Source organism: Leucobacter sp. UT-8R-CII-1-4 (genome assembly GCF_030010235.1).
Classification (GTDB): Bacteria; Actinomycetota; Actinomycetes; order Actinomycetales; family Microbacteriaceae; genus Leucobacter.
This window is the reverse complement of the sequence record NZ_JASCRS010000004.1, coordinates 40838-59144: the sequence shown is the minus strand read 5'-3', so window position 1 is coordinate 59144 and position 18307 is coordinate 40838. Positions and strand designations below refer to the sequence as shown.

At 58.6% G+C, this 18307-nt stretch carries 18 protein-coding genes and 1 tRNA gene; 8 read left to right on the top strand and 11 right to left on the bottom strand.

What is annotated here, in order from left to right:
* Nucleotides 1–122 precede the first annotated feature (122 nt).
* From QBL02_RS09980 to QBL02_RS09960, 5 genes are all read left to right on the top strand, one after another.
* Nucleotides 123–1058, top strand: coding sequence for a DUF808 domain-containing protein (locus QBL02_RS09980; RefSeq protein ID WP_282726281.1), 936 nt, complete (start codon nt 123–125; stop codon nt 1056–1058).
* A 111-nt stretch (nt 1059–1169) separates the two neighbouring features.
* Nucleotides 1170–1778, top strand: a complete 609-nt coding sequence (locus tag QBL02_RS09975) for a CueP family metal-binding protein (protein WP_282726280.1) — start codon at nt 1170–1172, stop codon at nt 1776–1778.
* Nucleotides 1779–1844: 66 nt separating this feature from the next.
* Nucleotides 1845–3596: a bifunctional 3'-5' exonuclease/DNA polymerase gene (locus QBL02_RS09970; protein WP_282726279.1), complete on the top strand. Its 1752-nt coding sequence runs from the start codon at nt 1845–1847 to the stop codon at nt 3594–3596.
* Between the two features lie 62 nt (nt 3597–3658).
* Nucleotides 3659–4153: a hypothetical protein gene (locus tag QBL02_RS09965; protein WP_282726278.1), complete on the top strand. Its 495-nt coding sequence runs from the start codon at nt 3659–3661 to the stop codon at nt 4151–4153.
* A 63-nt stretch (nt 4154–4216) separates the two neighbouring features.
* A complete protein-coding gene (locus QBL02_RS09960) occupies nt 4217–4924 on the top strand; it encodes a M23 family metallopeptidase (protein ID WP_282726277.1) in 708 nt (235 codons plus the stop codon).
* Here the strand turns inward: QBL02_RS09960 and QBL02_RS09955 are convergent.
* On the bottom strand, nt 4921–6432 hold the full coding sequence (locus QBL02_RS09955; protein WP_282726276.1) for a glycosyltransferase: 1512 nt from the start codon (nt 6430–6432) through the stop codon (nt 4921–4923). The genes QBL02_RS09960 and QBL02_RS09955 overlap by 4 nt on opposite strands.
* A 53-nt stretch (nt 6433–6485) precedes the next feature.
* Entirely contained in the window at nt 6486–6938 is a 453-nt protein-coding gene (locus tag QBL02_RS09950; RefSeq protein ID WP_282726275.1) for a MarR family transcriptional regulator, read from the bottom strand.
* 52 nt (nt 6939–6990) lie between these two features.
* Between QBL02_RS09950 and QBL02_RS09945 the strand changes: the two genes are divergently transcribed.
* The gene (locus tag QBL02_RS09945) at nt 6991–7308 is read left to right on the top strand and encodes a hypothetical protein (protein WP_282726274.1); all 318 of its coding nucleotides are present in this window, start codon (nt 6991–6993) and stop codon (nt 7306–7308) included.
* 81 nt (nt 7309–7389) lie between these two features.
* Here QBL02_RS09945 and QBL02_RS09940 read toward each other — a convergent pair whose 3' ends face one another.
* The 7 genes from QBL02_RS09940 to QBL02_RS09910 all read right to left on the bottom strand — a co-directional run bounded on the left by QBL02_RS09940 (nt 7390) and on the right by QBL02_RS09910 (nt 14479).
* Complete coding sequence (locus tag QBL02_RS09940; protein ID WP_282726273.1) at nt 7390–8265, bottom strand: DUF1684 domain-containing protein; 876 nt, start codon at nt 8263–8265, stop codon at nt 7390–7392.
* A 69-nt stretch (nt 8266–8334) separates the two neighbouring features.
* Nucleotides 8335–9675 (bottom strand): acyl-CoA thioester hydrolase/BAAT C-terminal domain-containing protein, encoded by a 1341-nt coding sequence (locus QBL02_RS09935; protein WP_282726272.1) that lies wholly within the window; start codon nt 9673–9675, stop codon nt 8335–8337.
* A gap of 9 nt (nt 9676–9684) precedes the next feature.
* Entirely contained in the window at nt 9685–10749 is a 1065-nt protein-coding gene (locus tag QBL02_RS09930) for an Ldh family oxidoreductase (RefSeq protein WP_282726271.1), read from the bottom strand.
* Nucleotides 10749–11591: an ABC transporter permease gene (locus QBL02_RS09925; protein ID WP_282726270.1), complete on the bottom strand. Its 843-nt coding sequence runs from the start codon at nt 11589–11591 to the stop codon at nt 10749–10751. Before QBL02_RS09925 ends, QBL02_RS09930 begins: the two co-directional genes overlap by 1 nt.
* A complete protein-coding gene (locus tag QBL02_RS09920) occupies nt 11591–12355 on the bottom strand; it encodes an ABC transporter ATP-binding protein (protein WP_282726269.1) in 765 nt (254 codons plus the stop codon). The genes QBL02_RS09925 and QBL02_RS09920 overlap by 1 nt, the downstream gene beginning before the upstream one ends.
* Before the next feature lie 2 nt (nt 12356–12357).
* Nucleotides 12358–13392 carry an ABC transporter substrate-binding protein gene (locus QBL02_RS09915; protein ID WP_282726268.1) on the bottom strand — a complete coding sequence of 345 codons (1035 nt, stop codon included), beginning with the start codon at nt 13390–13392 and terminating at the stop codon, nt 12358–12360.
* Between the two features lie 148 nt (nt 13393–13540).
* Entirely contained in the window at nt 13541–14479 is a 939-nt protein-coding gene (locus QBL02_RS09910; RefSeq protein WP_282726267.1) for a LysR family transcriptional regulator, read from the bottom strand.
* Nucleotides 14480–14601: 122 nt separating this feature from the next.
* Between QBL02_RS09910 and QBL02_RS09905 the strand changes: the two genes are divergently transcribed.
* Both QBL02_RS09905 and QBL02_RS09900 read left to right on the top strand, forming a co-directional pair.
* Nucleotides 14602–15753, top strand: a complete 1152-nt coding sequence (locus QBL02_RS09905) for an aminotransferase class I/II-fold pyridoxal phosphate-dependent enzyme (RefSeq protein WP_282726266.1) — start codon at nt 14602–14604, stop codon at nt 15751–15753.
* An 85-nt stretch (nt 15754–15838) separates the two neighbouring features.
* Entirely contained in the window at nt 15839–17053 is a 1215-nt protein-coding gene (locus QBL02_RS09900; protein WP_282726265.1) for an exonuclease domain-containing protein, read from the top strand.
* A 119-nt stretch (nt 17054–17172) separates the two neighbouring features.
* Here the strand turns inward: QBL02_RS09900 and QBL02_RS09895 are convergent.
* Nucleotides 17173–17261 (bottom strand) — tRNA-Ser (locus QBL02_RS09895).
* A gap of 86 nt (nt 17262–17347) precedes the next feature.
* Complete coding sequence (locus tag QBL02_RS09890; RefSeq protein ID WP_282726264.1) at nt 17348–18274, bottom strand: arginase family protein; 927 nt, start codon at nt 18272–18274, stop codon at nt 17348–17350.
* Between the last annotated feature and the right edge of the window lie 33 nt (nt 18275–18307).

Here is an 18307-nt window from a genome sequence, read left to right as displayed (position 1 = left end):
TGACACTACCGCGCACCACCGACATCTCTTTGAGTTTCAACAGCCCCCACAAAGATTTCGCCAACTAAAGTAAAAGCACACCTGGCTTTGCGATCCCCCGTCGCATCTAATCGGAGGCACCCATGAGCTCAAGCTTCTTTGCCCTGCTCGACGACATTGCGGTTCTTGCAAAAGCAGCGGCAGCATCGATCGACGATGTAGTAGCGGGCGCGGCACGAGCTTCAGTGAAGTCTGCCGGCGTGGTGATTGATGACGCCGCGGTGACACCGCAGTATGTACAGGGAATCAGCCCAAAGCGTGAGTTGCCGATCATCTGGAAGATTACGCGCGGCTCTCTGCTGAACAAGGCAATAATTATTGTCGCGATTCTGCTGCTGAGCGTGTGGGCGCCGTGGATCTTCCCGTGGTTGCTGTTGTTGGGCGGCACCTATCTCGCGTTTGAAGGCGCCGAAAAGCTGTGGCACTGGATCGCCTCTCGGCACGGCGAAGAACACAGCGTTGAAGAGGTTGTCGAACGCAGCGAAACCTCGGAGAAGCAGATTGTCGCGAGTGCGGTACGTACCGACCTGGTGCTCTCTACCGAGATCATGCTGATTTCGCTCGCAAATATTGACAGTGATTCCTGGGGCATGCGGCTGGCAACACTGATTGTCGTCGCTTTGCTGATGACCGTTGCAGTGTACGGCTCGGTAGCCCTTCTTGTGAAGATGGATGATGCTGGTTTCTGGCTGCGCCGTCGCCGCCCTCGTGCGCTCAAGGTTTTCGGCACTTGGCTAGTTAAGGCGATGCCCTGGGTTTTTCGCACGTTGAGTGTGGTCGGTGTGGTTGCGATGCTCTGGGTCGGCGGTCACATTCTGGTCGTGAACCTTGCCGAGGTTGGCGTGCCGTGGCTGCTCGATTTGCTGCACACGATCACCGAGTCAATTCATGGTGCTCCGGGTGCCGTGATTTGGGTGGTTGATAGCGCTGTCTCTGCTGTTGTTGGCCTCGCGTGGGGCTTGGTGGTTGTCGCGCTGGTGCAGCTTTTCGGGCGTATTCGCGCTCGAGTTTCGCGTTAACAGCGTTTCTGATCTGCTTTTCGTTGCTCGATATATGGGGCCGAGGATCGCCCTTCGTTTCAACGGTCCTTTCTCAGGATTGGCGCACCGAAAGTGGTTACGATACCCCTTATGGGTATCAAAAAAGTCGCCGTCGCACTATCCCTGCTCGCCGCACTCGGCCTCGCAGGCTGCTCCAGCACGGACGCGACAACAGACCAAGGCAGCACCTCCACAGAAGCCTCATCGCAGCGATCCATCGATGAAATTCTCGGCAGCCTCAACGTCGATACCGCTGATTCTAAAAAGCTGATCGAAGCGCTTGATACACTGCCCCTGGCAGACCGTCCAGAAGACCTCATTGCCTCGGTGCTGCCCAACGGCGTGCAGCTGCAGCCAGGCCAAGCCGATGAGACCTTCCTGCCGGTAGAGAGCGATGATTTTTACCTCTCGATTGCACCCTACGTTTCACAAACGCACCCCTGCAGCTTCCACAGCCTCACCACCTGCGTTGGTGAAATGCAAAACGTTCCAGTTGAGCTGAACATCACAGATGCAAAAACGGGCGAAGTTGTGCTCGCAGAACAGCGCACAACCGCCGACAACGGATTTGTGGGCGTATGGCTGCCGCGCAACGGCGAATTCAAGGTGAGCGTTAAGAGCGAACAAGGCGTCGCTGAGCAGATAGTCACTACTGGTCAGAATGACCCGACCTGCCTCACCACCATGCAACTCGCTTAACACGCAGGATCGGGCGCCAACCCCGTCAAAACCAGAAGTGTCGGCGGCACCGACTATCTTGTGACTATGAGCGATGCCCCCATTCCCACTTGGTGCATCGTTGGCTCAAAAAACGAAAACGAAAATCGTGGGGCAATCCAGCTGATCGAAATATCGGCTGCTGGCGAGCGCTCCGAACCGAAGAGCCTTAGCTGGGCCGAATTTACCTCCTATGTTGCCGAGTGTGAACGAGAAGGGCCAAGGCGCTGGGTTTGGCACGACACCGCAGCGCGCTATTCGGCGCTGCTCGACGCAGGAGTGCGCGTAGAGCGCTGCTATGACCTACGACTGTGCCATCAGATTCTTGCAGCGTCTGACTCGGTTTCAGCAAAAACCGAATTACTCGCCGCAAGCGAGTGGCTAGTCGCAGCCGACAGCGCAGACAGCACCCACAGCAACAACGAGCCGACTCTCTTCGACATTGAGGCGCGACCGCGGCACCGCACAGCACCGGCCACGCTAGATGCCGCCATGCTTGAGTTCGAGCGGCAACGTGCCGCGCTTGCCACAGCAAAAAACGCGGCCAGACTCTCACTACTTCTCTCAGCAGAGTCGGCCGGCGCGCTCATCGCCGCTGAGCTCACACACGCAGGAGTCCCCTGGGACGAAACAGAACACAATCGAATCTTGACCGATTCACTCGGCGAGAAACCGCCGCTTGGCAGCAAGCCCGAGCGAATGCAGGCCCTTGCCCTTGCCATTCGAGAGGCGCTTGGCGATCCGCTAGCAAGCGTAGATTCACCGCCAAAGCTACTCAGGTCGCTGCGAGCGGCAGGCATTGAAGTCTCTTCAACATCTAAATGGGAGCTCGCCGAACACGAACACCCGGTAGTTCCGCTGCTGCTTGAATACAAAAGAATGGCTCGACTATTCACCGCGAACGGTTGGGCCTGGCTTGACGAGTGGGTGCACGACGGCAGATACCGTCCGGTATACGTTCCCGGCGGCGTCGTCACCGGTCGTTGGGCTTCGAGTGGCGGCGGCGCACTACAGATTCCTCGACAGCTCAGACCGGCGCTCTGCGCAGACCCAGGTTGGCTTCTTGTCTCTGCCGATGTTTCTCAGCTTGAGCCCCGTGTACTGGCAGCAATGTCGGGTGACCGCGCCATGGCGGCGGCAGGCGCAGGCAAAGACCTCTACGCAGGCATCGTTGAGAGCGGGGCCGTATCTTCACGGCAAGACGCCAAAATTGCCGTGCTCGGAGCGATGTACGGTTCGACAACAGGAGACGCGGGTCGACTGGTCCCACGCTTGCGGCTGGCCTTCCCGCAGGCAATGCGCCTCGTCGATCAGGCCGCAGCCGTCGGTGAGCAAGGTGGGCTCGTCTCTACTTGGCTGGGTCGTACCTCGCCGCCGCCTGCCGACGAATGGCTGGAACTGCAATCTGCGGCAAGTATGCCCGAGGCTTCGCGACGCGACGAAGAGATCGCCCGGCGAACCGCACGCGAGTTTGGCAGGTTCACCAGAAACTTTGTTGTGCAGGGCACCGCAGCCGAGTGGGCGCTCGCTTGGATGGCAGAACTGCGCCTGCGCCTCACGCAATTCGAGCCGATCAGCGAGGGGCAGGCACTCGCCTCTGGGCCGGTCTTTTCTCGCCACCCTCACCTGGCCTTCTTTTTGCATGATGAGGTCATTGTGCACACGCCTGCCGAACACGCTGAAGCGGTAAGCACAGCCATTACTGAGTCTGCCGCCAAAGCAGGAAAACTGCTTTTCGGCGAGGCCCCCGTTGATTTTCGACTCGATTTGCGCGTCTCGGAACGCGCGCTCAAGGACTAGCCAGACTCCCCCGGAAGTATTCGGACTATCCCTTACCGCACCCTTCGTGGTATGGTAACGAAATGATAACGGAGGGCAAGCCGCGTACTTTTGAGTACCGCAACCTCCTGCGCCAATCCCCATTTGCCGCCATTTCACTGGCGCTCGGGGTCGTTCTAGCCCTCGTGTTTGGCTTCCTAGGAACCCATTCATTCGTCACTGGCGCAACTGGCAACAGCGCGCCAGCCGTTATCCCAGCAAGCGTAACCGCCCCACAGAACGGCGAACTCGTAGCTGGCTCAGCGCTCCATGCCGAGCTGCTCAGCGGGCCGCAAACAGCCTGCGCACAGCCATGCGTGATCCCGTCACCAGCCCCAGCGCAAGACGACGCAACTCTGCTCATGCTCTGCGCGCTAGCGATGCTGGTCACCCTCGCACTACTCGCACCGCCGCTTATGCAACGCCTACGCGATCGCTCAAATCGCAACGCACTGCGTTCAGCAGCAATTGCGCTCAACGACACAAATCGCACACCATCACCTCCTGGCATTCGCATACTTTCGGTCTGTCGGACCTGAGCACACCACTCGCAGCCCCGCTGCGCTGGAAACCGCTCATAATGTCTGATCCCGGAGAACTTAGTGAAACCCCCCACAACCTCAAATCTTGCAAGCCGCCTGAAAACTGCACGCAAGGCGATTATTGCCAGTAGCGCACTTTTCAGCGTTGGAGGGCTACTCGCCCTGGCCGCATTCCCCGCGAACCTCACCATGCGAAACGACGAAGCTGCTGCAGGCTCAATCCAGGCTCAAAACCTCGTCTCAGATGTCTCGGAACCAGGGCTCCGCACGCTCGAGGTCATTGGCGAGGTCGGCGTAGAGGCGCTCCCGGCACTGACAATCGGGGCAAACGGACGCTTCGATTCGCGGCTGCTCACCAACACCAAACTTCGTTACCCATTCGAACAAGAAGTGCGCCTCACCGACGGCTTCGGCTACCGCAGCGCTCCGGTAGCGGGCTTCCACAACGCGCAAGACCTCGACCCCGGCGAGGGCACACCAATCAATATCGTTGGCGATGGCATAGTTCTGAAAGCGCAGTTCAACGACTGGTGCGGTTTCGGCCTTGAAGTACAGCACAAGGTTGACGGCCAAGACGTCACCACCCTGTACTGCCACATGCAAACCGGCTCGCACTCTTACGAGGTTGGCGATCAGGTGAAGGCCGGCGATATCGCCGGTCGCGTTGGCAACACGGGACAGTCCTTCGGCGCACACCTGCACCTCGTACTGCGCCTCAATGGTGAACCGGTGGATCCGCTGCCCTTCATCGCGAAGAACTCAATCTAAGAGTTGAGCGCGCGAAGCGCGCGCCGCTTCAGCACACCGGCCCGGCGACGCAGTCGAAGCATCAGCGGGCCATCGGCGACGGCACGCATCATCTTTGCGTCAAATGCGTCGTGCATTTCATTCGCCCAGAGACGCACAATGGCTTCGTCTGAGAACGCTTGGGCGCGCGCTATCGCTCGGCGACGCATGGCGGACAGCTGATCCAGCGGCATCTGCTGCACTTCGAGAATTCGCTCAGCCATCGCTTTCACGTCCCCATCGGGAACCAAGAATCCGTCGACGCCGCTTCGAATAATGTCGCCAGGGCCGTAGCGCACATCGTAGGCGATCGGGATGCACCCGACCGCCATGCTCTCTACCAGCACCAGACCCATGCCTTCTGACTCTGAGGCGAGCAGGCTGAAGTCGGCATCAGTGAATCTTTGCCTCGCAGTTGGCTGGAAGCCGTGCAAGGTGATGACGTCTTGCAATCGTTTTTTGTTTACCCGAGCTTGCAATGCACCTGCCTTTGCACCCTGTCCGTAGACGTGCAGTTCGAGGTCTGGAGCCGAACGCTTCGCAAGGCCCACAGCGTCGATGGCGTCTGCAACACGTTTGCGTGCGTCGAGCGTGGCCAGCATGATGCCTCGACCGCGCACATGTCCCGCATCTGTGGCGTCATCGGGTAGATGGATACTGTTCGGGATCACACGAATGCGCCCGTTCATCTCAACGTTCAGCTCCACCAAGTCGCTCAGAAGTTCAGCGCGCTGCCGCTCGGTCAAAACGATGACAGCGTCAAAATCGCCGCAGCGCTTCAGCACTTCGGCACGGGAGGCGCGTAGTGATGGCTTGCCGGATTCATCTCGATGCGAGGCGTGCACGAGGTGCATCGTGACAACATTCTCGCGCCGATACCCCGGAATAAAGCGGGCACTCGTTTTCGAGTCGACAATCAGGTAGCTGAGCTTCTTCGCAAAGACCCGGTCAAGCCACCAGCGGTAAAGTTTCCAGCGAGATGTCCATTGCTTTATCGCTTGGCCGCTTGGGCTGTAGAGCACCACTCGATACTTGTCGCCCTTGCCTCGCTCGGTTTCAAGCAGCGTGCCGTCATCACGGTAACGATCACTCGCTATGACCGCGCCTGCCTCGTCTAGTCGCTGTCGCAATATGACGACACCGTGCCGCTCCAGCACCCGATCGCTAGCTTCGGCACTGAGCCTGTCAGCACCCTCGATTGGTGCGGCTTCAGACTTGGGTGCGGCAATTTTTCTGGTGCGCAGGTCGTCCCAGAGGTTGCGAATGCTCAAACCGTCGATCAGCTCGCCGCGTTCGCGCAGGCGCTCACCAAGCGCCGCATAGTCGGCGCGGTCGTCGAGAGTCAGCACTTCAACGTTTACTCCCGCAAGATTGCGAAAGGCACGGGAACGATGCAGCAGGGCACCCGTCATTCCACCGTACGAGTCGGTGATACCCCAAGTAAGGGCGTAGTGCTTAGCTGATGGGAATTGCGCAGTTTTCTGTGCCATAGTGCGAGACTAACGTCACCGGCTATGAAGGCGCTTAACGCCACGTGTCTGATTCAGCTTGCGTTGGGGTCTTCCACTGCTGCGATCACTGCGCTCAGTTCATCGCGGAGGGCCATGAGCCGTTCGATGGGCATTCCTAGGCGAGCGATTACCGCTGGCGGCACCGCGAGTGCCTTTTCTCGTAGTGCCTGCCCTGCTTCGGTTGGTACGAGACAGAAGGTGCGGTCGTCGCCGTCGACGGGCTGCCGCTCGATCCATCCATTGTGTTCTAGTCGCTTAATCAGCGGAGAGAGTGTGGCGGGGTCGAGTCTGAGCATTTCGGCAATTTCGCGAAAGCGCAGTGGTGCTGCGCCCCAGAGCGCAAGCATGACCAGGTATTGCGGGTGGGTGAGGCCCAGAGGTTCAAGAATGGGGCGGTAGATCCCAATCACGCTTCGGCTGGCCACAGCGAGCGCAAAACACACTTGCTGATCAAGTTCCAGCAAATCATCGGGAAGCTTTTCCATAACGATCAGTCTATCTCGTTAGTGCACAAACAAACATGCTATTATTTCGTTTGTGCGCGAACGAAAAAGAAGACTCTGGCATGCAACCCCCTGGGACGGCGAACCTGGCATCTGGTCGGCCTGGCGCCGCCTGCTCTACCAGTTCGAAGGCCCTTCACAGTTGGGCGATCCAAACGAGCCCGCATACGTACCAGCACCAAACCCCAAGTGCCCGGTATGCAATGAGCCAATGAAGGACCACCGCGTCGACCGCGGCGGCCCAGGCAAACCAACCCACCTCAAATGCCCGGCACCAAAAACCGACGAGGCCTCAGCCGAGACCCCGGGCGCCGATAGCAACACTGTGGCCCCTGCCGAGACGCACGAATAAAAGTTTTAGCGCAAAAATAGTGCGCCGTGTACTCAACCTGAGCCACACGGTGCACTATTTTTTTAGCGCGGGATCGCCAACTTAAGCTGAAAACGTTAGCGTGCGCGCAATCTCCACAACCGGCTTCTTCTCACCAGCGGCGACCTCGAAATCGAGATTGTTTTGAGCCGGAGGGAACGGGCAGGTCACAAAATTCGTGAAGGCACACGGTAGCGCGGCCGCGTAGTTGAAATCGATAAAGTCAATGCGATCCTCGCCCTCGCCAACAAAATCAAGCTCGATCACGCGCCCTGCACCATAGGTAATTGGGCCACTCGTACGGTCACGCACATGCGCCACCGCCTGAGTTTTACCCGCGTCAGTGTCTTTCCCAAGCACAACCACGCTGTATGCCTTACCGTCGTACTCAAACTCAAGCGTGCCGATGTGCGGGGTTACCTCGCGCACACCGGTCTCGACCGTAACCGCCTCAACATCGATCCGCTCAGTCGGAACAAAACGTGCCGGAATACGCCAAGCCGGATCGTAAGGATATTCGGTGATGCCCGCCTCCACCAGGCTCGAAGCCTGCTTCGGATCGCGCACACGCAAACCATAAATTTCTTCGCCGTTGTCAGTTGAGCGAACGAGGGTCTCAACCTCGTTCTCGCCGAAATACACCGGCTGGCTCGCACCGTGACCATAGGTCATATTACGGCCCGGAATAATCTCGACAGGCGACTGCGGGTATTCGCCGTTGACCGAAAGGTTCGCGCCGTCGCTAGGTGGAGTGAACATGACCCGGCCGCCTTCGACACCCCAGGTGCCCGGCAGCATCTCGAAACTACGGCCACTGTCACCCTCGTGCAGCCAGTACTGAGCTACGAGAGCGGTCCAGCCGTATGGTCGAAACATTTCAGCGACGTGCGCGTAACGCCACTCGCGCCACTGCCCTTCGAGGTGCTCATTTGTTGTCATGGTGCTCCCTTTCGTGTGTGTACTGCAGGCAGAAGCTGACTGCCAGAATCTCTCATCTTTTGGCGCCGGCTACGAGCCGACGGCCGAACGTCGCACAAAGGCGACCACTTCTTCAAACGACTGTTCCGAAGCCCGCGCATTACCAAGCGGAGTGCCCCCGTTTGAATACGGCGCACCCGAAACTGGATGCTTTACTTCGATATTGGTCGACGGCAAAAACGGCACCGCGATACCGTGACCGGCTGCCTCATAGTCAAGGTGCAGGCGTTCCGCGGTATGCCCGGCCCGCTCAAGCGCCCCGAGCGCCATACGCGAGGCCATGCTTGAAGGCCACGCCCGATCATCAAGCCCCGAGACACAGGCCACGGGACCACTGAACCGCTCAATCGGAATCAAACTGGCTTTGGCCAGCTCGCGATCGTGCAGCCCGTCAATGTATATGTCTTGATCGGGATACGTTGGCATTTCACCGTCCCAAGGCTGCCAGTACACTCCGCTATTGTTGTGCCAAAGGTGCTCAAGCGGCTCGTCTTGCCAAGTCCAAGTCGGCCCGCTCCACCCCTCGGCAGGGTCTGCGGCACCCTGCGCGCCGAAGGTGAAAGCACCAGGCACAAAAGCCACAATGCCTGCGATCTTCTCTGGGAAACGCGATGCAAGTAGCAGGGTGAGCTCGCCGCCGCGCGATTGGCCGCTCACGAGCGGCTTGCCCCCGAGCGGGTTCAACTCTCGCGCGGCGTAGTCGATGGCGGTCTCGAAGTACTCAATAGGGGTGCGTGAGATGAAATCAGAGCGTCCCGGCACGCGGAAGTATCCGAGCGCAAAAGCTTGAATGCCGCGTGAGGCATACTGCGCCGCGCGCAGCTCGTTCACGCCACCGCCCGAGCCATTCATCACAATAATCGTCGGGAAGGGGCCCTCACCCTCAGGCACAAACACTGTGCCCACAAGACCATCTTCAGTGACCTCAACACGTTCCACACCGCCAGGGTGCAAACGTTGGATCAACTCGGCTTCGCCTCGCTCGGTCACTGCGCCGGGGCCCGGCTGCGCGTAGTCGCCGGTGCCCGGCTCGCTCCAGGCCTCAAGCTTCGTAACTAAAGGCTCAGCAACCGAAGACGGTTCCGGTCTGGCTCGGCCACCACCCTCGGCTCGCTGCGACCAAATCAGCCCCATTGCGTCAGCGTTGCGGTAACGGCCGGAGACAGGCGCCTCGGTATCGAGATTCACTGCGCCGTCGAGGCCAGACAGGAAACTCGCCTGGCTCGACCAGACGACACCGTCACGCAGAGTGCTCGATGTTACGGTGACCACCGCACCGGGCGTTGCCCCCGACACTTGAATCGAACGACGTTGCCACAGCTCCGCATCGCTCGGAGTCACCGTAATCTTGAGTGCTCGATCAGAAGTCAAGTCTTCGCCTCAATTCTCGTTAGATACCTGGTTACCAGTCACGAAGTCGTGTAGCGTCGCGAGGGTTGCAGAGCTTATTTCTAGCGGACCCCGCTGCTCGTGTTCAAACTTTTCGCGTGCGTCGAAACGTGCCGGCACATGCCCGCCCGCACCGGCCCACTGTGCTGCAAGTTCAGCAACATCTTCGGCGAAGAACTCGGTCCCAAAAAACTGTGGGTCCAAGGCCAGCAGTAGACCAGTTCGCACACCAGACGGCCCGTTCGTCGCACCCTTGGGTGCATCAGCGGCGGCAGCCGCGCCAGCTGCCGAAGTCTTTGCGCCAGCTGCGGCGCGGGCCAACAATTCGATAGACAACCCTGTGAGCGAAGAGATTCGGCTATCACTCGCAATGGTGCGCACCTGTGCCGCTACGGTGGTAGCCGCACCCTCAGCGGTGAAGCCACCAGGATCCGCAATCTCTGCCCCGGCAACCGCAGCCTTCTTGAGCGCCGCCATAGTGATTGGTGATGTTGCGTAGTCGATCACCAAGGGTGACCGATCGGCGCGTGGGGCAGCAATCGCAAGCGGATTCGTGCCGATGGCGGGCGCAGTGCCACCCCACGGCGCAACCATAGCTGGCGCGTTCGCACAGAACACCGCAAGGTAGCCCTGCTCCGCAAGCTCACTCGCAGCCAAGCCAAGCACGCCAAGCGCGCCAACATGCGCAAGACTCACTGCATAGATGCCGTTTGCGGCAACACCCTCACCCAACACACGCACACCAGCAGCAAGCGCGAGCTGGCCTGGCAGGTCAATCGCGTCAATCGCAGTGACCGCGCCGGCAGCACGATGCGGCTCCGGCCGGCTGAGGGGGTGGCCAGCAAGCCGAACTGTTTCACGCGCAAGCAAATCAGCACCGAATGCGCCAAGCCCGAGCCGCTCAGCGCTCACCAACCAGCGCACAGCCAGGGCAACATCGCTTTCGCACACCAACTCGCGGCCGGTGGCCTGATCACGAGGGGTGATCCACCGCGAAAACACCTCGCTCGCAAGCTGCCGAAGCGTAGCCTCTTCGATGCCAGGGTGAGTGGACATTAGTACTTCACCCAGGGCACAAGCCTGCGCTCGATCCAGCCCCAGAGCACGCTGAAGGCGTAGCCAAGCACCGAAATTGTGACGATACCGACATACATTTTCGCGACCGCAAAAGCTGACCAGGCGCTCCAAATAAGGTAACCAAGACCGCTTTGCGAACCAACGAACTCGGCCGCAGCAATAATCACAAACGCGCCGCCGGTAGCGAGCTTAATGCCGGTGAAAATTGAAGGAAGCGCGTACGGCAGCGACACCGTGAGACGGGTCTGCAACTTGGTTGCACCGTTCGCGCGCGCCACGTCAGTGAAAAGTGCGGGTGTCTGCATCACGCCAGTGAGGGTGTTGAAGAACAGGTAGAAGAAGACGCCGATCGCTACGATCAGGTACTTGCTCGTCTCGCCGAGACCGAAGATCAGCAGCAACAGCGGGAAGATCGCGATCTTTGGAATCGGCAGCAAGCAAGCGAAAATTGGTTCAAGTAGCTGGCGCAATGGGCGAACCGAGCCGAGCAGCAGGCCCAGCACGATGCCTGGAATCGCACCCATCAAGAACCCGATACCGATACGCGTCAACGTGATGCTGATATCGGCGAGCAGCTGACCGCTCGCGATCATCGTGCCAAAAGTGCCAAGAATCGTTGAAGGCGCGGGGAAAAAGCGCTGGTCAAGCAGACCAACCTGGCCACAGATCTCCCAGATCAGAATCAGCAGAACCGGGGTGAAAGGCCCGATGCGTCGAATGAACTTTGAGCCCTGCGCGGCATTCACCGCTGCAATCAGTCGCTTTTCGGTGTTCGCGTCGATGACTTCTGCAGTGGCAACTTGCGTGACTGTGTTTGACATTACGCCACCTCTTCTTCTGCAACGTCGCTGCCGAGCACTGCCCAAAGCTGCGCGGTGATTTCGGCGTATCTAGGGTCGCGGCGCAGACTCGCGAGGTCACGCGGACGCTCGAAGGGAATCTTCACCTCTTCGATGATCTTGCCCGGGCGGGTAGACATGACGAGTACCCGATCGGCAAGCAGCAGCGCCTCGTCGACGCTGTGGGTAATGAACATTACGGCTTTCGAGGTGCGGTCCCAAATGTCGAGCAGATCTTGCTGCAGAGTGACTCGGGTCTGCTCATCGAGTGCGCCAAATGGTTCGTCCATCAGCAGCACATCGCCGTCATCGGCAAGAGCTCGGGCGACCGACGCACGCTGGCGCATGCCGCCCGAGATCTGAGCCGGATAGTACTTCGAGAAATCGCTCAGGCCGACAAGCTCAAGCAGCTCATCAACCTTTGCGCGGCGCTCAGCCTTTGGCACTCCCCGCAGTTTCAGCGGGTAGGCAACGTTCTGAGCAACCGTGAGCCACGGAAAGATACCGTGCTCTTGGAAGACAACAGAGGGTCGGCTTTTGGTGGTTACCGTGCCGAGGCTCTGTTTTTCAAGACCAGCAACGATCCTCAGGATCGTGCTCTTTCCGCACCCGGACGGGCCGAGCACACAGACAAACTCACCCTCAGCGATTTCGAGTGAAACGTCTTCGAGCACTACTCGAATTCCGTTCTCGGACTCGGCATTTGGGTAGGCCATCCAGAGACCATCCAGAGAGACCGCGCTCATCGTTACTCTCCCTTGAGCTTTGCTACTGCCTGCTCGCGCAGGTCTGAGCGGTCAATTTCTTTGAGGTCGAGGTCGCCCTGGTATTCGAGCACGCCGAGACCGCGCAGGAACTTCTCCTGGGCTACAACGTTCTTCCAGTCGATCTCGCCAGCGGCATCTGCTTCTGAGAGGGCGATTGAGCCGAGAGTCTCGACCGGCAGATCGGTGTAATCTGCGACGATCTGCTGAATCTCTGGATCCTGCCAGCCGCCATCGTTCAGCTCTCCGACTGCACGGAAGTAAGCGGTGAGGAAGCCAACAATGGCTTCTTCGTTCTTGTTTGCGAACTCATTGTTGAAGATGATCATGCCGAGCTCGGTGCCAGCCTGGTAGCTGATGTCAGTGATCTCGTGCGCGATGCCTTCGTTCTTGAGCGCGGTTGAGATCGGCTCAATGGTCCAGCTGGCGTCGATCGAGCCGTTCGCCATTGCTGGGATGATTTCGGCAGGGCCCAGGTTTACCAGTTCGACGTCATCGAGTGTGAGACCGACCGAGTCGAGTGCGAGGTAGATCGAGTAGATACCAAACCCGGTCTGGCCAGGCGTACCGATTTTCTTGCCCTTGAGGTCTTTCAGTTCTTTGATGCCTGAAGCCTCAGATGCCATCAGCGGAGCAGGGTTTGGTCCGCTCTCGGGGATGCGCGAAACGCCTCCGACAACGGCAAGTGACGCACCTGCCGCGGTTGCGTTGAAGAGGCCAGCACCCCATGAAGCGCCACCACCGGTGACGTTGCCGGTGCTGACGTGCTGGAAGGTCTCACCTGAGCTGCCACCCTTGGCAATCAGTTCAACCTCGAGACCCTCTTCGGCGAAGTATCCCTTTTCCTGAGCTACGAAGAAGCCTGCGTAGTCGGCATATGGCGAATACATGAAGGAGATCTTGGTGGGCGCGTCGGGGTCTGAGCCTTCGGCTGGCCCTGCTGTTGGCGCGCAAGCCCCGAGAGTCAGGGCCGTTACGGCAGCGAGCGCTATCGCCACAATACTTCGTCGTACAGTCATCATTTTCTCCATCATTGATATAGAAAAGGCACTCAGGGCCAGAGTGTCAGTCGCGTTGCAATAAGAGCAATAGCAAACTTCTTAATACTCCCATAAGCGGCGCTTATTGCTTAAATCGGCCGGACATTGTCCGTAATGAAGAGAAAAATTACGCGTGTGTGGCGCTAATGCGCTGTTTTGCAGCAGCTTGCAACGCTTCGATAGTCGGCACAATGCCAGGCACACGCAGCATCGATTCGGTAGTCACCGCCCGGATCACTCGCGTTGAAACCGGATGCGTCGGCAGCAAAGCGATTGGGTATTGGTGTCGCGCTGCGGCAAGCACTACCTCGGGAATCAGCGCGATGCCGAGACCCGCACCAACCAGTCCCTGCATCGCAAGATAGTCGTCAGTTTCAAAGGTGATGTCCGGATGGTAACCGGCGATTTCGCAAGCCTCCACAAGGTGGGTGCGGCAGTCAGGGCAACCAGCAATCCACTGCTCACCTTCAAGCACCTCGATGTCGATCCAGCGATCTTTTGCGCGCGCATGAGTCGGTGGCAATGCCACCATAATCTCCTCTTCGAGCAGCGTCACCGCTGTCTCGTTCGGCAGCAGTTCTAGGCGGCTTGAGGGCTGCGCGAGCCCAGGCGTGACGTAGTCAAAAATGATTGCAATGTCGCACTGCCCACGCCTGAGCATCTCGAGACCGCCAACTGGATCACGCTCAGCGAGCGCGAACGATAGGCCCGGGTGACGCTCACGTACGTGCGCAAACGCACCGGGCAACAACACAGATGCGGCGCTTGGAAAACATGACACCCGCACCTTGCCAGCGCGAAGCCCGGCAATCGCAGAAACCTCAGACATGACCTGGCCAACCTGAGCAAGAATCGGGCCGGCAGCGTCAACTAGCAGCTTGCCCGCCTCCGTGAGATGCACACCGGAGCGGCTACGAACGAGCACCGGTGTTTCAAGCATGCGCTCGATCGTCGCCATGTGCTGCGAAATTGCGGGTTGAGAGTAACCGAGGGCTTTCGCGGCACCGGAGATCGTGCCGTGCTGGCTGATTGCCTCCAGCATCTGCAATTGCTTCAGTTCGATCATGGCACGAAGTTAACATAAGAAAACCTAATAACCTAGCAAGTTTTTTGCCTATTGAACTTATGCAAACGCTGATGCATGCTCAAGCTAGACCGTATTCCGTCGTAATTCACAGCAGAGGGCAAATGTCGAACCGTACCGATGAGTTTTTCTCGCGATTGCGAGCAGACCAGGCGCTCCCCCACGGCCGCAAATGGGCCGAGCAGCAGGGCGCAATCGGGGCCGGCATCGCCGAAAGCGACTTCGGCACAGCAACATTCATCAAAGAGCGCCTTGCCCGCGCCGTGCAAGAAGACCTCCTCAGCTACCTACCCGACAACCTCGCCGAACTCGCCAGCGAGGCCTGCAGCGAGTTGTACCGCACACGATTCGGCTGGACGTTTCCAACCAGCTGGGTGCGGGCAACACCCGACGTGCTCTCAGCCCTGCACATCGCACTTGAGATTTTCCCCCAGCACACACCCGTCATCATTCCGAGCCCCTGGTACTCGCCCTTCCCGGGTGTCTGCGAAAGTATGAACCGCGAAGTCGTCTCGGTACCAATGCCAAATGGCTTCGACCTTGAACTTCTGGCAGATTCATTGCGCGTCCCCGGCTCCATCGTGTTGCTATGCAACCCACACAACCCAACCGGCGAAGTACTCGATCGCGAAACACTCACGCAGCTCGCGGAGCTCGCCGAACGTCATGACGCGTACCTATTTGTCGACGAGATTCACGCCCCGCTTGTCTACGCTGGATCAACGCACATACCTTTTGCCTCCATTTCGCCAGAGGCGGCACAGCGCTCGATCACGGCAATCTCACCCTCAAAGGGCTGGAACCTTCCGGGGTTGAAGGCAGCACACGCAATCATTCCAAATGATCAGTTGCGCGGGCATTGGGATCGCCTGGATCGGCACCCGGTGCGCAGCGGCAGCCCACTCGGCGCGATTGGGATCGCATCGGCGTACAGCGATGAGGGACTGGCCTGGCTTGATGAGCTGATTCTGCGCTTCGACTCGAATCGCAAGCTACTCACGGCGCAACTCAACGAATCACTTCCGCTGGCGCAGTACCGTGAGCCGCAGGCCACATATCTCGCATGGATCAACTTCGCCGACTACGAACTCGACGTGTCACCCGCAGAGTTCCTGCTGCAGCGTGCCGGTGTCGCCACAGTGCCCGGCGGCGCCTGCGGCACCCAATTTGCGCACCACATTCGTTTCAACTTCGCGACTTCGCCCGAGAACATCGAGCGCGCCATCGCAGGTGCCGCCGCAGCGCTCACCCGCTAACTCCCGGCCCGCGCCACGCTCGCGCCACCCCCTGCGGATTGAGACTAGAGTCTTGAATGTCTGTCGCTGCAAAGGAGAGCCAGGTATGTCGTTCGCCGTTCTTGATTTCGAGACCACCGGTATTTTGCCGTCACACAATCACCGAGTCATAGAAATCGGAGTCACTCACGTAGAAGATGACGGGTCAATTTCAGGGCATTGGGAAACACTCGTTAATCCCCAGCGCGACTTAGGGCCACAGCACATTCATGGCATTCGGGGCGCAGACTTGATCGATGCACCTCTTTTCGAAGATATCGCTCCGGATTTACTGGCGCTCCTCCGCGACCGCACATTTGTCGCGCACAACGCCTCGTTCGATCTTCGATTCCTAATCGCTGAGTTCTCCCGCTCAGGGCTCTATTTTGGCGACAGCCTTCCGCATATCTGCACCATGAAACTCTCTCAGAGTTTTGGAGTACCCGGGCGCGGGGCGCTCGATTCATGCTGTGCACACTTCGGAGTCGACCTCGTCAATGCACACACAGCCGGAGCAGATTCACTCGCAACCGGCCAACTGCTCAGCGCCTATATGGACGCAACGCGAACGATGAGTGAGTGGGCCGCGTATTGGGCCGAGGTGGGTCAGATGGGTCGCGGGTTCCCACTGCCCTCGCCCACAACACGTGGTGTTGCCTGGAAAGCTCGAGGCGAATCATTCAGCGAGCCGCAACACTTCCTCGAAAGAATTTCGGATCCACCGCTTGAGGTGAAAGTAGAAGGCGCCGAAGTTGCTTATTTAGATGCGCTGGATCGCGTGCTCATCGACAGGTCAATCTCTGCGAGCGAGCAGGCCGAACTCATTGCTGTTGCAGGTGAACTCGGTATTTCACGCACCGAAGCCGACTTGCTTAACCGCAAGTACTTTGATGCGCTACAGCAGCGGGCCTGGGCCGACGGGGTGCTCACGCAAGAGGAACTCGGCGAGCTAATCGCCGTCTCAGAGTCGCTCGCGATCCCGGCTGATGATTGGAACAGCGAGCGATTCAGCTCTGATTCGCAACCCACACAATGGGCACCCACAGAGTTCAAGCTCGATCCGGGAGACCACATAGTTCTTACCGGCGACATGCAGATTGAACGCACTGAATGGGAGTTGTTGCTCATCGCTGCTGGTTTTGTGCCGCACCCTCGAATCACGAAAAAGACCAAAGTTCTGGTGTCAGCAGACCCAGATTCTGGCTCGGGAAAGGCACAGCAAGCCAGGAAGTATGGGATCCCCGTCGTCGGCGAAGGCTGGCTGCGAGAAAACCTCGTCTAAGCGGTGAGTTTCCGAAAAATGTGGGCAAGACATGAGCGCAATGCTGATCCACCTTTACTCACACACAAAAAGAACCCCCGGACTCCATTGATTTCTCAAGGATTCTCGGGGGTTCTTACTGGCGGTGACGGTGGGATTTGAACCCACGGTAGGGGTTACCTACACAACATTTCGAGTGTTGCACCTTCGGCCGCTCGGACACGTCACCGCCCAAAAGCTTACGGGATTTGGCTTTGAATTACTAATCAAGCCCGCAAAACCGGCCGCTTCCGCGTGTCGCGATCTGTTTGCGTGCTAGTTGTCCTGAATTCCGATGACATTCATCATCAAGCGCGCAATAGTTTTCGCAGTAATCCCGCGTTCGTCAAGTGCAGGCTGAAACTCCGTGAAGATCATCCCTGCCACAGAGTTGCGCTTTGCGAGGCCTCGCACGATTGTGCCGATTTCCATGAAAGTAATCCCGCCTGGCTCTGGCCAGCCCACTCCAGGAGCAATCGCGGGATCGAGTCCGTCACAATCGATCGTAATGATCCACGGGAGATCACTTGAAAGTGTGTCGAGGAAGGCTGTGGCGCCTTGTTCGTGCAGTTCCCATGCCGTCACCAATCGGTTGCCCGCTGCGCGGGCTTCCTCGACGTCACTGACCCTTGCGCTTCCCATCGAACGCAGACCGATCTGCACGACTTCGTTCACGCAGCTAAACTCACGTATCCGCCTGATTGGACTCGAGAATCCGCGTGGCACCCCGTAGCGTTCCTCACGAAAGTCCAGATGCGCATCAATGTGCAGAATGTTGTAGGTTTTACCTTCGCCTTCGAAGGCACCAACCACAATCGGCGGAATAGAGTCAAGGCCGCCAACAACAAGAGGCACCACTCCAGCACGCACCAGAGGGCGAATCTTGTCCATCCCGTCATCCCAGATTTGCTCGGAGTTTCGGAAATCGGTCTGCACGTCGCCGCAATCGGTGACAGTCGGCACACCGTCTGCAAATATTGCTTTGCCGGTGTCGAAGTTCATGTGGTCCCAGTTGAATGCGATGCCCATGTCGTAGGTGACCTGGCGCACCGCGTCGGCCGCACCAGCACAGGCAACAAGATCGACGGCGTGGTAGGGCACCCCATAGGGAATGCCAACAAAAGCAAAGGGAGTGTCGACTTTGCTCGTGTCTTCTTGCTTTGGACTTCCCATAAATCGGAGGTCTTTTTCTTCGAACTTCATGTCTTACTTCCGTTCTTTTCGTGTCGAGGTGCG

Bases quoted from the DNA above. Each gene is read 5' to 3' on its own strand.
- QBL02_RS09920 (WP_282726269.1), bottom strand. From the start codon at position 12,355: ATGAGCGCGGTCTCTCTGGATGGTCTCTGGATGGCCTACCCAAATGCC.
- QBL02_RS09940 (WP_282726273.1), bottom strand. From the start codon at position 8,265: ATGACAACAAATGAGCACCTCGAAGGGCAGTGGCGCGAGTGGCGTTAC.
- QBL02_RS09970 (WP_282726279.1), top strand. From the start codon at position 1,845: ATGAGCGATGCCCCCATTCCCACTTGGTGCATCGTTGGCTCAAAAAAC.
- QBL02_RS09965 (WP_282726278.1), top strand. From the start codon at position 3,659: ATGATAACGGAGGGCAAGCCGCGTACTTTTGAGTACCGCAACCTCCTG.
- QBL02_RS09955 (WP_282726276.1), bottom strand. From the start codon at position 6,432: ATGGCACAGAAAACTGCGCAATTCCCATCAGCTAAGCACTACGCCCTT.
- QBL02_RS09930 (WP_282726271.1), bottom strand. From the start codon at position 10,749: ATGTCCACTCACCCTGGCATCGAAGAGGCTACGCTTCGGCAGCTTGCG.
- QBL02_RS09890 (WP_282726264.1), bottom strand. From the start codon at position 18,274: ATGAAGTTCGAAGAAAAAGACCTCCGATTTATGGGAAGTCCAAAGCAA.
- QBL02_RS09905 (WP_282726266.1), top strand. From the start codon at position 14,602: ATGTCGAACCGTACCGATGAGTTTTTCTCGCGATTGCGAGCAGACCAG.
- QBL02_RS09975 (WP_282726280.1), top strand. From the start codon at position 1,170: ATGGGTATCAAAAAAGTCGCCGTCGCACTATCCCTGCTCGCCGCACTC.
- QBL02_RS09950 (WP_282726275.1), bottom strand. From the start codon at position 6,938: ATGGAAAAGCTTCCCGATGATTTGCTGGAACTTGATCAGCAAGTGTGT.
- QBL02_RS09900 (WP_282726265.1), top strand. From the start codon at position 15,839: ATGTCGTTCGCCGTTCTTGATTTCGAGACCACCGGTATTTTGCCGTCA.
- QBL02_RS09915 (WP_282726268.1), bottom strand. From the start codon at position 13,392: ATGACTGTACGACGAAGTATTGTGGCGATAGCGCTCGCTGCCGTAACG.
- QBL02_RS09925 (WP_282726270.1), bottom strand. From the start codon at position 11,591: ATGTCAAACACAGTCACGCAAGTTGCCACTGCAGAAGTCATCGACGCG.
- QBL02_RS09980 (WP_282726281.1), top strand. From the start codon at position 123: ATGAGCTCAAGCTTCTTTGCCCTGCTCGACGACATTGCGGTTCTTGCA.
- QBL02_RS09910 (WP_282726267.1), bottom strand. From the start codon at position 14,479: ATGATCGAACTGAAGCAATTGCAGATGCTGGAGGCAATCAGCCAGCAC.